The sequence below is a fragment of the Nocardia asteroides genome (assembly GCF_900637185.1).
Classification (GTDB): domain Bacteria; phylum Actinomycetota; class Actinomycetes; order Mycobacteriales; family Mycobacteriaceae; genus Nocardia; species Nocardia asteroides.
The window spans coordinates 3,207,977-3,221,055 of sequence record NZ_LR134352.1 but is presented as its reverse complement, the minus strand read 5'-3'; the positions used below and the strand labels follow the sequence as shown (position 1 = coordinate 3,221,055).

The window sequence follows — 13,079 nt, the reverse complement described above, 5'->3', positions numbered from 1 at the left end:
ATCGGACGAGAATCGGCGACGGGTGTCGATTTCACCGTCGTGCGCGCCAAGGACGGCGACGTGCTGATCACCGACGGGCCCTACGCGGAGGGCACCGAGCACATCGGCGGCTTCGCCCTCATCCAGGCTGCCGATCTGGACGAGGCGACGGAATGGGCGGGCAGGCTGTCCGCCGTGCTGACCCTGCCGATCGAGGTGCGGCCGGTGGCGCACGGCTGAATGGACGCCACGGTGATCGAGGCGGTCTTCGCCGAGCACTACGGCCGCGCGGTCACCTCGCTGATCCGCGTCTTCGGCGACATCGGTCTCGCCGAGGACGCGGTGCAGGAGGCGTTCGCCGCGGCGGTGCTGCGCTGGCCGGTCGACGGGGTGCCGCCGAGCCCGGCCGGGTGGATCATCACGACCGCGCGCAACCGGGCGGTCGACCGGCTGCGGCGGGAAGCCACCCGGTCCGGCCGGCACGCCGAAGCCGCGCTTGCGTCGACGGGGATGCCCTCGTGCCGCTGGCCGAGCAGGACCGGTCCCGCTGGGACTCCGACCTGATCGCCGAAGGCCGGGCACTGGTCCGAGAATGCCTGCGGCGCAACACACCCGGCCCCTACCAGATCCAAGCCGCGATCAATGCCGTACACACCGACGGCACCGCCACCGACTGGCCCCAGATCCTCACCCTCTACGACCACCTCTACACCCTCACCCCCACTCCCGTGGTCGCCCTGCACCGCACGGTCGCCGTCGCCGAAGTCCACGGCCCCGCCGCCGCCCTCCACGACCTGGCCGCCATCGACCTCCCCGGCCATCACCTCTACCACGCCGTCCACGCCGACCTCCTCCGCCGCATCGGCCGCACCGCCGATGCCGCGGCGGCCTACGACACCGCGATCTCCTTGGCTACCAACGACATCGAACGCGCCCATCTCCAACGTCACCGAGCCACGCTCGGCCACTAGTCTTCGTCGATGTGACCGTTCTCGCCCCTCGCGACCGCATCTTCGTGAATCTGAAACACCACCTGGTGGACTACGCCCGGCGATGGATCCACATCAATCCGTTCGAACTGACCGCACCGGACGCCACCGAGGCGGAGATCATTGCAGCCGTGATGAATTCGGCACCCTACCGTGACGGCCACATCGGCTCCGGGCCTGATCCGAACGGCACAATCCACGGCCCGTTCCGGATCGAATGCCTGACGGTCACCGATTACGAACCGATGGAATCGGCAGCGGCCGTCGCGCTGTTCGATCGATGGCTCGATATCGACACCGACACGTCGACCGAATTCACCGCGATCCTGCGCGAGGTCGTCTACCGACGGCTGCGCACCGCGGACAGCGTGTATTTCCTGCGGGATCTCGGCGACGACGCGCTGTGCGACCACGGCCGGGTCCACAACGAGTTCAACGAGTTCCTCACTGTCGACCGCACCCGCCGCGAAGTGGCGCTCATCCTCGCGAGCGACGACTAGTGTTCTTCCGAAACGCACTGTTGCCCTAGGCCGCCCACCCAGAACAGGCCGTCGCCCTCGACAGCCAGCTGGGCTGTGTCGGGGAAGTCGTTGAAACTATTTTGCAGCGGGCGATCCAGGAGCCCGACCCCATGCGCGGACAGTGGGTGGGGCATACAACCATCGCTGCTCGTCTTCCAGCTCGGCCTGTGCGTCGGCGATGACCTCGTGGGAGACCCCGAGCGCTACCAAGGTTTCGTGGACCTGTGTCCAGGTGAGGTTCCACATGCGCGCCACCGGCGAACCGCCGCGAAACAAAGGGATCTGAGCATCGGCTTGGACGTCGACGAGCCCCAGCGCCGCCAAATGCGTGGGTAAGTTCCGGGCCCAGGCCTGGTTCGCACCCGCGGTCTCGGTCGAGCGCGCAAAGGCTCGCCAGACCTCCCCGAATGCGCCCGGCATTTCATCGAGGACGCCGAGCCCGTCGCCTTCCTCGAGCAACAGCACGCCGCCGGGCGCCAGCGCCCGGGCCAGGCGCTCTAGAACGATGTCTCTGTGGGCAATGTGTAGCAGCACGAATCGCGTGTGGACGAAATCGAATACGCCGTTGGGGAGTTCGTCATGGACCAGGTCGATGCGGGCGACTTCGCCGCCACAGTCTGGCAAGTCCGTCAGGTGGCGTGGGTCAGCGTCCACGGCGAGCACTCGACCGCCTGGCAATGTGGCACTGCAGAGCCATCGCGCGAACGAGCCGCCGCCGGCCCCGGCCTCCAGGCATCGCCATCCCGCACCCACGCCCAGTCGCTGAGCAAGCGCGATGCTTTCCGGGTCATAGGCGGCACCCAGCAATGCAAGGCGTTCGTTGGCGAAATCCCATTCGTTCGGCAGGGTGTAGTACGGATCCTGTGGCACAGAGGCTGGCGACGACCCCGTCATGCCCCGACCCTAAGCGGAGTGATCCCGACCGAAGCAGGGATCAAGCCGGTTCACGAGGCCGAGTGATCGAATCCACAACGACGGCAGGCCGGCTGCTGGCGACGGCGTCGGGACCGCTACCAGGTGGTGCCGGCGTACAGTTCGCCGATCAGTGCGATCACACGCTCGGTGCGCGGGTCGAGCACAGCTGCCCAGTAGATGTCGCGGGGCCCGCAGCACGCGGCCGCCCCCGGCATGACCACTGCACGAACTCCTAGCCGCCCAGCTCGGTCTGGGCAATGCCCGCGACCGCGGTCGCCGAGGAAGCGGCCGGTGTGCCCTCGCCCCCACACGAGCGAGTCGGCGGCGCGGCCGTTGAGAAGGGGCACTTCGCCCGACCGCGCAGTTGGAGACGCAGCCGAACAGCGGTGTCGCCGCAGGGGTCTACCATCGCTTCGAGCCCTACCCGCAGTTGCTGCGGGACTGAGTGTTGACGGCCGGACCGCCCCAGAGCACCGCGATGTGCTGGGTAGGCGGCGAGACTGATGTAGGCATGGGCAGCGCTACCCTCGCGACGGAGGAGGACCTGATGGCACTCGACTACGTCGTCGCCGTCGCAACAGCTCGAAGCGTGTCGGAAATTGCCGCGCTGGTGACCTCGATCTGCCCCTCAGGGGAAATTTTTGATCGGGCGACCGGTGACAGCCTCATCGATGGCATTTCGGTTGAACGGGGGTTGTATCTTCGCGTAGGCGCTGCCCGATCTCGAGCCTGGGGAAACCCCGTAGAGGAGCAATTCGGATTCAAGCCGACAGTGTCGATCTTCTTCAGAGTGAATAAAACCGAAAGCCTGGATGCCCAAGTCGACGATATGCTGTACATCGCAACCGAACTACTCTCGGCAACATCCGACGACATGATCGTATATTTCTTGGAATCCGGCGATGTTTGGGCGATTCGCCGTGCGGGCAGCCTCGAACTGAATTCAGCCGCCTTTATATGGACACCTGAGCGCATCGAAATGGTGCGCCAACCGTATGCCCCCATGTCGTACGCTCTATGAAGCGACCACTCGAGGGCCAGCGTCGCTTCGTCGGGTTGATCACCGCACGGAAGTCGACAGAAGGGACGCCCGGTGATCGGCCCGCACGCGTCATGGCGACGACACCACCGCTGCGGTCGACGCGCCGGCTGGTCGACGGGGCGGTGATCGAGCTCGATCTGCGGCATCCGGGGCTGGGTTTCGGGGCAGGCCCGCACCGGTGCCCGGGTGGCGACCACGCGTTGGCGATCGCGAGCGGTGTTCTGGAATCACAGAGGAGCCACTAGATGTCATTTCATGCCCTGCACGCGGGCGACACCCCGCTGATCCTGCCCAACGCTTGGGATTTCACCTCGGGCGCACTACTCGCCGACGCCGGCTTTCCGGCGATCGCCACCACCAGTCTCGGTGTCGCTGCCGCGGCGGGCATTCCGGACGGCAGAGCGGCCTCCGGAGCGGAAACCTTCGCTCTCGCAGCGAAACTGGTGCGCTTGCCGGTGCCGGTGAGTGTGGATGTCGAGGCCGGGTTTGCGGACGACCCCGCCGAAGTCGCGGATTTCGTCGCCCGGCTGGGCGCGCTCGGCGTCGCCGGGATCAATATCGAGGACGGGCGCGGTAACACCGCGCTGGCCGCGCCGCAGGAGCAGGCCGAGTTGATCCGGGTCGTCAAGGAGCGTGTGCCCGGGATGTTCGTCAACGCGCGGGTCGACACCTATTGGTTCGGGATGGATCGAGAGTCGACGGTGCGGCGGGCCCAGCTGTACACGGCGGCGGGCGCCGACGGGCTGTTCGTTCCCGGGGTGACCGATCCCGCGACCGTGTCCACGCTCGTGGCCGCGACCCCGCTGCCGCTGAACACGTTGTACGCACCGGCCGGACCCGATATCGACACCCTCGCGGCGCTGGGAGTGCGCCGGATCAGTACCGGATCGGCCCTGTACCGGGCGGCGCTCGGCGCCGCGGTGGGCCTGGCCCGGACACTGCGCGGCGAGACCGGCGACCTGTCGGACGCGCCCGACTATCGCCGGATCCAGGCCGTGCTCGACCGGTAGCCTCAGTCCTTGCGCACCACGCGCTCCCCCGCGCCGGGCTTCCACACGGTGATGTCGAGATGATCGTCATCGACCTCGACGGTGGAGGCGCCGGTCAGGTCGGCCACGTAGAAATGGTCGAACTTCTCGCCGCGGATGTCGAAACCGCTGTCGTCGAACAACTTCTGGGCGAAGCGGGCGTGCACGGTCTCGTCCCGCAGATCGGTGACGGTTCCGAACAGTTTGGCGTCACCGTCGGTGACCTTGGTGTCGACCGTGGCGGTGTGCAGGCAGAAGCGGGGATCGCGGGCGAGGTCGTCGAACTTCCTGGTGTTGGGCATGCCGGCCAGCACCAGCATGCCCTCGAAGATCGCCGGCTCGATCGGGCTGATGCGCGGCGACCCGTCGGCCCGGACGGTGCCGAGCAGGCACAGGTTGCCCGTGGCCTGGTGCCGGCGCAGGAACAGGGCGGAGATGCGCGGGGCTTCCTCGGTGAACGTGCTCCATGTCGTCATGACCGCAACCCTACGACCGAACCTGGACATCTCCTGTCAGGTTTTCCGGCTAGTCTCGCGGCTATGCGAGCGAGCAGACTGGTGCAGCTGCTGCTCCTGCTGCAGGCCAACGGCGGGGCGACCGCGACCGAGCTGGCACGGGAGCTGGAGGTGTCGGTGCGCACCGTGTACCGCGACGTGGAGGCACTCTCGACGGCGGGCGTGCCGGTGTACTGCGAACCCGGACGCGGCGGCGGCGTGCGGCTGATCGACGGCTATCGCACCCGCCTCACCGGCCTGACCTCCGAGGAGGCCGACGCGGTGCTGCTGGCCGGGCTGCCCGGCGCGGCGGCCGACCTCGGGCTGGGCACCGTCCTGGCCACCGCGCAGCTGAAGATGCTCGCCGCCCTGCCCCGCGAACTGCGCGGCCGGGCCACCCGCATCGCCGAACGCGTCCACATCGACATGCCGGGCTGGTTCCACCGCCCCGACGACACCCCCGCACTCGCGACCGTCGCCGACGCGCTGTGGCGGGACCGGCGCCTGGCGATCAGCTATCGCCGCCGCGACCGGACCGTGGACCGGACGATCGACCCGCTCGGCCTGGTCATGAAGGCGGGCACCTGGTACCTGGTCGCGCGCGAGGGCGCCGACCTGCGGTCCTACCGTGCGGGCCGCATCGTCACCGCCGAACCGACCGGTGAAACCTTCACCCGGCCTGCGGATTTCGATCTGGCCGCGCACTGGTCGACGGCGGCGGCCGACTTCGCCCGCTCCATGCTGCGGGTGCGGGCGCGGTGCCGTATCGCGTCCACGCACCTGAGTCTGCTGCGCCTGTCGAACGATCCGGCCGCGGTGCGGGAAGCGCTGGCCTCGGCGGGACCACCGGATGCGCAGGGCTGGGTGGACATCACCGTCCCCTCGGAGTCGTTCGAGGTCCTCGCGCACGCTCTGCTCCCCCTCGGCGAGCACGTCGAGGTACTCGGCCCGCCGGAACTGCGCGCCACGATGGCGGCGACCGCGGCGGCGATGTACGAGCGCTATCACCCGCCGACCTGAGCGCCGCGGCGATGGACGAGCGATACCACCCGTCAAGCTGGCCACGGCGGCGACGTACGAGCGCTTTCACCCATCGAGCTAATCGCCGTCGGCGGCGGTCAGCATGGCCAGTCGAGCACCTGCGCGAGCGCTCGCATCGGAACAGCGGCCGGTGTGAGCCGTAAGGCGTTGTCCCGCAAGACAACCAGCGGCGCGGCGGAGAGCTGGGCGACCGTGCCGATCCGCGCCGACCTGGCGGCGATCATCTGCGTCCGTGGCCGCCGCTCCCGGTCGTAGCGCGCGAGCCCGCCGGGTTCGCCCGCCAGCCGGGCCAGCACCACCGCGTCTTCCAATGCCTGGCAGCCGCCCTGGCCGAGGTTCGGCGTCATCGCGTGCGCCGCGTCGCCGATCAGCGCGACGCGACCCGCCGTATAGGTAGGCAGGGCGGGCAGTTCGTAGATGTCGTTGTGCAGCACCGTGTCCGGGTCGGCGGCGGCGAGCAGGGCGGGCACCGGATCGTGCCAGTCGGCGAAGCGCGCGCGGACCTCGGCGAACGAGCCGGGAGCGCCCTCGGGCGCGTTGTAGACGGCGAAGCAGTAGGTGCGGCCGTCGGCGAGCGGCGCGATCCCGAAACGCGCACCGCGGCACCAGGTTTCGCCGAATTCGGTGAGCGGCTCGGCGAGATCGACGACCGCGCGCCACGCGGTGTAGCCGGCGTACCGGGCCGGAATCTCGCCGCACACCGCGCGCCGGACCACGCTGCGGAGTCCGTCCGCACCGACAACCAAGTCCGCGCTCGACGCCGTCGCCGTTGGCCGGACAGCCCCGTCGAAGTCCACGCCCGCCGCTTGCCGGACCGTTTCCCCCGAGTCCGCGCCCGACGCCCCTGCCGAGTGCCGAACCGTCCCGTCCGAGTCCACGCCCGACGCCTCCGCCACCCGCCGAACCCTCCCGTCCGAGTCCACGCCCGACGCTTCTGCCGTATGCCGGACCGTCCCGTCGGGGTCCACATCCGTCACGGTGACTCCGGTGCGCACCACGTCGTCAGGCAGGGCCGACCGCAGGATGTCGAGCAGGGCCGCGCGGTGGATCACTACCGGCGCGCCGAACCGCGCGCGCAGGGTGGCGATGTCGGTGCGGGAGAGCCATCGGCCCCGCGCGTCGCGGATTCCCGCCGACGCGTCCTCGACCGCCTGCGCCCGGATGGCGGCGCCGACGCCGAGCGCGTCGAGCGCTCGCAAGGCGTTGGACCACAGCGAGATTCCCGCGCCGACCTCGGTGAGCTCCGGCGCCCGTTCCAGCACCCGCACCTCCCAGCCGCGCCGGGTGAGCCCCAGCGCGGTGGCCAGCCCGCCGATTCCGCCACCGACGACGATTGCTGTGGACATCGCGTTCTCCCTCTTCGCAGGTACCGGCCGACCGTACTACCGCTGTAGTGAATGACACTACCAATGTAGTACGAGTCACTACGGGCGTAGTATCGCGGGGTGTCCACCAAACGCGACCAGATCCTCGACGCCGCGATCGAGCTACTCGGCACCCGGGGACCGCGCGCGCTGACCCACCGCGCGGCCGACGAGGCCGCCGGTGTCCCCCTCGGCTCGACCTCGAACTACTTCCGCACCCGCGAAGCCCTGCTGATCGGCCTGGCCGAACGGCTCGAACAGCGCGACCACACCGACTGGGCGAGCCTCAACCACGTCCCCGGCCCGGCCACCACCGAGCAGCTGGTCGAGGGGCTGGCCCGGTTCGTCGTGCATGCCACCGGTGTCGATCGCGCGCGCACGCTGGCCAGATTCGCGCTGTTCAGCGAGGCGCAGACGATGCCGGCGCTGCTGGCGTCGTTGCATCGCGGCCATCGCAGGCTGCGCGACTGGGCGATCGGACTGGCCGCGCAGGCCGGGCTCGGCGCCGCCGACACCACGATCGTGATCGACTACCTCGACGGTCTGGTGGTGCATCGGCTCGGCGGCGCGGGGACCGAGACCGATCCCCGCGCCGCCCTCGGCCGCCTGGTCGCCGCGCTGACCGTCAGCTGACGAGCGCGAACAGCACCGCCGCCACCGCGAAACTCACCACCGACAGCACGGTTTCGAGCACGGTCCAGGTCTGCAGCGTCTGCTTCACCGTCATGTTGAAGTACTTGGCGATGATCCAGAAGCCGCCGTCGTTGACATGGCTGGCGATGATCGACCCCGCCGCGATGGCCATGGCGATCAGCGCGATCGACATCTGCGAGTAGCCGTGCTCGGTCACCAGCGGGGCGACGATGCCGCCGGTGGTCACGATGGCCACGGTGGCCGAGCCCTGCGCGACCCGCAGCCCACAGCTGATCAGGTAGGACAGCACGATCACCGGCAGCCCCGCGGCGGACATGGTGTCGGCCAGCGCGGTGCCGATCCCGGTGGCGGAGATGACCTTGCCGAAGAAGGCGCCCGCGCCGACCACCAGCAGCACCATGCCGACCGGCTTGAGCGATTCGGCGGTGATGGTGCTCAGTTCCTGCACTGTGGACCCACGCCGGATACCCAGCAGATAGAACGCCACCAGCACGGTGATCAGCAACGCCACCGCGGGCGTGCCGAAGAAGGTGAGCACCTGCAGCAGGGCCGAATCCTCGTCCAGCAGCTGGTATCCGAAGGTGGCGCCGAGGATGAGCACCAGCGGGATGGCGATGATCGAGCCGATCAGGGCCACCGACGGCGGCGAGGTCTTCGTGACGACGGCGGTGCCGCCGGACCCCTCGGGAGCATCGGCGTCGGTGCCGAGACCGCCGCCCGACCCCGCGGGCTCGAGCGGCACGAACTCGGCGGGCACCTCGACCTGGACGCGCTTGCCGATCCAGGTGCCCCACACGATGCCCGCGGCGATGAATCCCGGTATGCCACAGACGAATCCCATAATGATGAGCCAGCCCAGGCTCACCCCGAGCAGGCCGCCGAGCGCGACCGGGCCGGGGTGCGGCGGCAGGAACGCGTGCGTCATCGACAGGCCGGCCAGCATCGGCATGGCGTAGAGCACCAGCGAGCGCCCACCGCGTTTGGCCGCCACGTAGACCAGCGGCGCGAGCACGAAGATGCCGATGTCGAAGAACACGGGGATGCCGAAGATCAGGCCGAGCAGGCCCATCGCGACGGGGGCGCCCTTCTCGCCGAAGGTGCGCAGCAGCCGGTCGGTGAGCACGTCGGCGCCGCCGGAGCGTTCCAGGATCGCGCCGAGCACGGTGCCGAGCCCGATGATCACCGCGATGTGGCCGAGGATGCCGCCGAAGCCGGTTTCCAGCAGGGACTCACCGGCTTTCAGCGGGGTGCCGACGATCTGGGCGACCGGTAGCCCGGCGGCCAGCGCCAGCAGCAGGCCGGTCAGCAGCAGCGCGACGAAGGGCTCGAGTTTGATCTTGATGATGGCGATGAGTAGCACGGCGATCGCGAGACCGCACAGCACCAGCAACCCGGGGGTGGTGGTGCGCAACCAGTCGACAGTGGCGCCCATGGGATACCTCTCAATCAAGCGAATGGACGAAGCGTGCGGCCCGCGAGCCGATGTGGGACCAGCGCGCGTTCGCGACGTCCTGGGGCGCGACCACCTCGGTGCCCGCGGTGACGGCGAACGCGCCCGCCCGCAGGAAATCGCGGGCGTTGCGGGCGTTGACACCGCCGGAGGGAATGAGGAACACGTGCGGGAAGGGGCCGAGCAGGTCCTTCAGATAGTCCGGGCCGAGGGCGCGGGCGGGGAAGATCTTCACCGCCGCGGCGCCGAGTTCGACCGCGGTCAGCACCTCCGACGGGGTGAGGGCGCCCATGATCACCGGAACCTGTTGCTCGACAGCCACTTCGGCGACTTCGGGTCGCAGTGCGGGCGTCACCAGGAACCGGGCGCCCACCTCGATCGCGGCCTCGGCCTGCGCGCGGGTGGTCACAGTGCCCACCCCGACCACGGCCGTGCTCACCGCCGACGCCTTCGCGACCGCGTCGAGCACCCCCAGGGTGGTGAAGGTCAGTTCGACCGCACGGATCCCGTTGCCCGCCAGCGCTTCCGCGAGCGCGACGGGGTCGGGGATCTCGGGCGCGCGAACCACGGTGAGCGCGCGGTCGGCGCGGATCACCGCCAGCGCCTCGGACGACGAGCCGGCCAGCGGGTTCATCGGGTCTCCTCTCGCGTGGGGTCCAGCCGCAGCGCGCGCCCGGCGCGCACGCCGGTGGGCACTGCGTCCTCGACGGCGAAGGCGCCGTTGACCAGCACGTGCTGGATGCCGCGCGCCTGCTGCTGCGGATGGTCGAAGGTCGCGGTGTCGTGGATCGTGGCCGGGTCGAAGACGACCAGGTCGGCGGCGTATCCGGTGCGCACCAGGCCGCGTTCGGCCAGTCGCAGCCGCGCGGCCGGGCGGCCGGTGAGGTGGTGCACGCAGTCCTCGAGCTCGAGGACGCCCAGCTCGCGGACATAGCGCGACAGGTAGCGCGGGAAGGTGCCCCAGGCGCGAGGATGCGGCCGGGCGCCGACCAGCAGGCCGTCGCTGCCGCCCATGTGGCCGGGGTCGACCATGATCGCGCGCACGTTGTCCTCGTGGCCCACGTGCTGCAGGATCGTCGTCGCGAGCTGGTCGCGGCGCAGCAGGTCGAAGAACACCTCGACCGGCTCTTGCCCACTGTCCCCGGCGATCTCGGCGACGGTGCGGCCCACGTGCCCGGACAGCGCGTCGTCGCCGACGCCGCTGATCTGGATGGTCTCCCATTCGACGGTGACGCCGTGGCAGCCGTCGGAGCCGGTGACGTTCACGTTCGCGGCGATCCTGGCGCGCTCGGCGGGGTCGTCGAGCCGGGCCAGCGCGGCGTCGGGTCCGCCCGACATGGCCCAGCTGGGCAGCAGCGCCGACAGGGTGGTCGAGCCGGGCAGGTAGGGGTAGGTGTCGAGGGTGACGTCGCAGCCGTCGGCGCGCGCCCGTGCGATCAGGGCGAGCAATTCCGGTGCGCGGCCGCGATTCACGCCGAAGTTCATGGTGGCGTGGGTGAGGTGCAGGGCGCAGCCGGTGGCCTTCGCCAGCCCGAGCATCTCCGCGTAGGCCTCGAGCGCGCCCGCGCCGTAGGAGCGGGTGTGCGGGGCGTAGAACCCGCCGTAGGAGGCGACGACCGCGCACAACGCGGCCAGTTCGCCGGTGTCGGCGTACATGCCGGGGGTGTAGGTGAGGCCGCTGGACATGCCGACCGCGCCCTCGTCGAGGCCCTGGGCGAGCAGCGCGCACATCCGGTCGATCTCGGCGGTGGTGGCCGGGCGCCGTTCGCTGCCGACGGCCATCAGCCGCAGGGTGCCCTGCGGGACCAGGTAGGCGGCGTTGGGGGTGATGCCCGCGTCGAGCCGGTCCAGATACTGCCCGACGGTGCGCCAGGAGAAGTCGAGGTCGGACGGGTTGCCGTTCCAGCCCGCGATCTGCTTGCGCACCACCGCGAGCGCGGCGTCGTCGATCGGCGCGTAGGACAGCCCGTCCTGGCCGATCACCTCCGTCGTCACCCCCTGGGTGATCTTCGGGAGGTGGTCCGGGTGGGTGAGCAGGTGCAGGTCAGAATGCGCGTGCATGTCGACGAATCCGGGCGCGAGCACCGAACCGGGCCGCACCGGAACAACTCTCGCGTCGACATCGAGCGAGCGGGCCGGGGCGATGTCGGCGATCCGGCCCGCGCGCAGGAGGACGTCGCCGCGGCGGCGCGGGGCGCCGGTGCCGTCGACGATGTCGATGTCGCGAAACAGCAAGTCGGTCATGGTTGTCCGTCAGAAGTAGGTGTGGATCAGGTCGACCACGCGAGGCCGCGCCGCGGCGGCGCTGTCGAGCACCGGGATGCGCCGCCACTTGTCGAAGGCCGTGCACGGGTGCGACAGGCCGAGCCGCACGATGCTGCCCACCGGCAGATCGGCGGCGTCGGCGCCGGGCAGCCGCAGGAAGGCGTGCTGATCGTTGAGGGCGGTCACCTCGGCGCCCGCGGGCAGCGGGTCGCCGCCGACGACGAGCTGGGGCACCGGTAGACCCTCGTCGAACGGGAAGTCGCGTTTGCCGCCGTCGAGCAGGGCCAGTTCCGGCTCGGGCCGCGAGACCACGCGCGCCCAGCCGTGCATGGCCGCGCGCAGGCCCGGTTCCACCGCCGGGGCGGTGAGCGGGGAGATGCCGGCGTAGAAGCCGTCGTCGTGGACGAGATAGGCGCCGCTGCGCAGCACGACCGTGGTGGTCGCGTCGGCCAGCCGGGCGAGCTCGCCGACGACGAGTTCGGGATAGGCGCTGCCCCCGGCGGTGACGATCGCCGGACCGGCGTAGGCCCCGGACGCGGCGAGTTCGGTGTGCAGGGCGGCGAGTTCGGCCAGGTAGCCGCGCACCGCGGCGACACCGGCGGCGCTGCGGTCGTGGGCCAGCGCGCCTTCGTATCCCGAGACGCCCGCGAGCGTGAGCCGGTCACTGTCGGCCAGTGCGGCGGCGACCGCCAGCGCCTCGGCACGGGTGCGCGCCCCGGTGCGCCCGTGCGGGCCGCCGAGTTCGACCAGCACCCGGACACGCGGGCCGGGCGGCGTGTCGCGCAGGATCTTGTCCATCAGGTCGACGGTGGCGACGCTGTCGGCCCAGCAGTAGCACTCGAAGCCGGTGTCGCGCGCGGATTCCGTGGCGACCCAGGCCAATCCGGCCGGATCGACCAGGGTGTTGGCGAGCATGATCCGCCCCACGCCGAACGAGCGGGCCAGCTGCGCCTGCCAGCCGGTGGCCAGGGTGATCGCCCACGAACCGGCGACGAGCTGGTCGCGCCACAGCTGCGGCGCCATGGTGGTCTTGCCGTGCGGCGCCAGGGCGACTCCGGCGGCGGCGGTCCACTCCGCCATCAGCGCGATATTGGCGTCGAGCAGGCCGCGATCGAGGGTGAGCAGCGGGGTCTGCCAGGCGGCCAGGTCGGGCGCAGCGGCGAGATAGTCGCGCACGGTGCGCCCCCACGCGGCGGGCGGCACGCTCTTGTCGTGCGGTCCGAGTACCGCGTCGGCGAGCGCGTCCACGACGGCGTTGTCGATCGTCACAGCATCCCTTTCCGTCGACCGGCCCTGGCGCATCCAGGTCCGCTCGGTCATACCGGGTTGACATTGCA

General features: G+C 70.3%; 14 protein-coding genes and 1 pseudogene. 7 read left to right on the top strand and 8 right to left on the bottom strand.

Annotated elements, in window-relative coordinates:
• Positions 1-39 precede the first annotated feature (39 nt).
• The 3 genes and pseudogenes from EL493_RS15140 (at position 40) to EL493_RS15130 (ending at position 1,468) form a co-directional block, all read left to right on the top strand.
• The gene (locus EL493_RS15140; protein WP_019046469.1) at positions 40-219 is read left to right on the top strand and encodes a YciI family protein; all 180 of its coding nucleotides are present in this window, start codon (positions 40-42) and stop codon (positions 217-219) included.
• Positions 220-950: pseudogene (locus EL493_RS15135) on the top strand (RNA polymerase sigma factor).
• Positions 951-961: 11 nt separating this feature from the next.
• The gene (locus EL493_RS15130; protein ID WP_019046468.1) at positions 962-1,468 is read left to right on the top strand and encodes a hypothetical protein; all 507 of its coding nucleotides are present in this window, start codon (positions 962-964) and stop codon (positions 1,466-1,468) included.
• Positions 1,469-1,564: 96 nt separating this feature from the next.
• Here EL493_RS15130 and EL493_RS15125 read toward each other — a convergent pair whose 3' ends face one another.
• Positions 1,565-2,383, bottom strand: coding sequence for a class I SAM-dependent methyltransferase (locus tag EL493_RS15125; protein ID WP_081723267.1), 819 nt, complete (start codon positions 2,381-2,383; stop codon positions 1,565-1,567).
• A 116-nt stretch (positions 2,384-2,499) separates the two neighbouring features.
• Positions 2,500-2,625: a hypothetical protein gene (locus tag EL493_RS33550; RefSeq protein WP_019046466.1), complete on the bottom strand. Its 126-nt coding sequence runs from the start codon at positions 2,623-2,625 to the stop codon at positions 2,500-2,502.
• A 326-nt stretch (positions 2,626-2,951) separates the two neighbouring features.
• Between EL493_RS33550 and EL493_RS15120 the strand changes: the two genes are divergently transcribed.
• On the top strand, positions 2,952-3,425 hold the full coding sequence (locus EL493_RS15120) for a SitI3 family protein (protein WP_126405715.1): 474 nt from the start codon (positions 2,952-2,954) through the stop codon (positions 3,423-3,425).
• Between the two features lie 266 nt (positions 3,426-3,691).
• Positions 3,692-4,456, top strand: coding sequence for an isocitrate lyase/PEP mutase family protein (locus EL493_RS15115; RefSeq protein WP_019046463.1), 765 nt, complete (start codon positions 3,692-3,694; stop codon positions 4,454-4,456).
• A 2-nt stretch (positions 4,457-4,458) separates the two neighbouring features.
• Here the strand turns inward: EL493_RS15115 and EL493_RS15110 are convergent, their stop codons facing one another.
• Positions 4,459-4,950 carry a pyridoxamine 5'-phosphate oxidase family protein gene (locus EL493_RS15110; protein ID WP_019046462.1) on the bottom strand — a complete coding sequence of 164 codons (492 nt, stop codon included), beginning with the start codon at positions 4,948-4,950 and terminating at the stop codon, positions 4,459-4,461.
• A 63-nt stretch (positions 4,951-5,013) separates the two neighbouring features.
• Between EL493_RS15110 and EL493_RS15105 the strand changes: the two genes are divergently transcribed.
• A complete protein-coding gene (locus EL493_RS15105) occupies positions 5,014-5,988 on the top strand; it encodes a helix-turn-helix transcriptional regulator (protein WP_030203905.1) in 975 nt (324 codons plus the stop codon).
• A gap of 98 nt (positions 5,989-6,086) precedes the next feature.
• Here EL493_RS15105 and EL493_RS15100 read toward each other — a convergent pair whose 3' ends face one another.
• Positions 6,087-7,355 carry an FAD-dependent monooxygenase gene (locus EL493_RS15100; protein ID WP_019046460.1) on the bottom strand — a complete coding sequence of 423 codons (1,269 nt, stop codon included), beginning with the start codon at positions 7,353-7,355 and terminating at the stop codon, positions 6,087-6,089.
• A gap of 99 nt (positions 7,356-7,454) precedes the next feature.
• Here EL493_RS15100 and EL493_RS15095 point away from each other — a divergent pair, with 99 nt between their 5' ends.
• Positions 7,455-8,006: a TetR/AcrR family transcriptional regulator gene (locus EL493_RS15095; RefSeq protein WP_019046459.1), complete on the top strand. Its 552-nt coding sequence runs from the start codon at positions 7,455-7,457 to the stop codon at positions 8,004-8,006.
• Here EL493_RS15095 and EL493_RS15090 read toward each other — a convergent pair.
• From EL493_RS15090 to EL493_RS15075, 4 genes are read right to left on the bottom strand one after another with little or no spacing between them, the layout of a single operon-like run.
• Positions 7,999-9,459, bottom strand: coding sequence for a GntP family permease (locus EL493_RS15090; RefSeq protein ID WP_019046458.1), 1,461 nt, complete (start codon positions 9,457-9,459; stop codon positions 7,999-8,001). The genes EL493_RS15095 and EL493_RS15090 overlap by 8 nt on opposite strands.
• A 10-nt stretch (positions 9,460-9,469) precedes the next feature.
• On the bottom strand, positions 9,470-10,111 hold the full coding sequence (locus EL493_RS15085; RefSeq protein WP_019046457.1) for a bifunctional 4-hydroxy-2-oxoglutarate aldolase/2-dehydro-3-deoxy-phosphogluconate aldolase: 642 nt from the start codon (positions 10,109-10,111) through the stop codon (positions 9,470-9,472).
• Positions 10,108-11,721 carry an N-acyl-D-amino-acid deacylase family protein gene (locus EL493_RS15080; RefSeq protein WP_019046456.1) on the bottom strand — a complete coding sequence of 538 codons (1,614 nt, stop codon included), beginning with the start codon at positions 11,719-11,721 and terminating at the stop codon, positions 10,108-10,110. The genes EL493_RS15085 and EL493_RS15080 overlap by 4 nt, the downstream gene beginning before the upstream one ends.
• A gap of 9 nt (positions 11,722-11,730) precedes the next feature.
• Positions 11,731-13,044: a type III PLP-dependent enzyme domain-containing protein gene (locus tag EL493_RS15075; RefSeq protein ID WP_051719609.1), complete on the bottom strand. Its 1,314-nt coding sequence runs from the start codon at positions 13,042-13,044 to the stop codon at positions 11,731-11,733.
• Between the last annotated feature and the right edge of the window lie 35 nt (positions 13,045-13,079).

Coding starts and splice junctions, on each gene's coding strand:
- EL493_RS15125 (WP_081723267.1), bottom strand. CDS start 2,383: ATGACGGGGTCGTCGCCAGCCTCTGTGCCACAGGATCCGTACTACACC.
- EL493_RS15120 (WP_126405715.1), top strand. CDS start 2,952: ATGGCACTCGACTACGTCGTCGCCGTCGCAACAGCTCGAAGCGTGTCG.
- EL493_RS15115 (WP_019046463.1), top strand. CDS start 3,692: ATGTCATTTCATGCCCTGCACGCGGGCGACACCCCGCTGATCCTGCCC.
- EL493_RS15110 (WP_019046462.1), bottom strand. CDS start 4,950: ATGACGACATGGAGCACGTTCACCGAGGAAGCCCCGCGCATCTCCGCC.
- EL493_RS15105 (WP_030203905.1), top strand. CDS start 5,014: ATGCGAGCGAGCAGACTGGTGCAGCTGCTGCTCCTGCTGCAGGCCAAC.
- EL493_RS15100 (WP_019046460.1), bottom strand. CDS start 7,355: ATGTCCACAGCAATCGTCGTCGGTGGCGGAATCGGCGGGCTGGCCACC.
- EL493_RS15090 (WP_019046458.1), bottom strand. CDS start 9,459: ATGGGCGCCACTGTCGACTGGTTGCGCACCACCACCCCCGGGTTGCTG.
- EL493_RS15085 (WP_019046457.1), bottom strand. CDS start 10,111: ATGAACCCGCTGGCCGGCTCGTCGTCCGAGGCGCTGGCGGTGATCCGC.
- EL493_RS15080 (WP_019046456.1), bottom strand. CDS start 11,721: ATGACCGACTTGCTGTTTCGCGACATCGACATCGTCGACGGCACCGGC.
- EL493_RS15075 (WP_051719609.1), bottom strand. CDS start 13,044: ATGCGCCAGGGCCGGTCGACGGAAAGGGATGCTGTGACGATCGACAAC.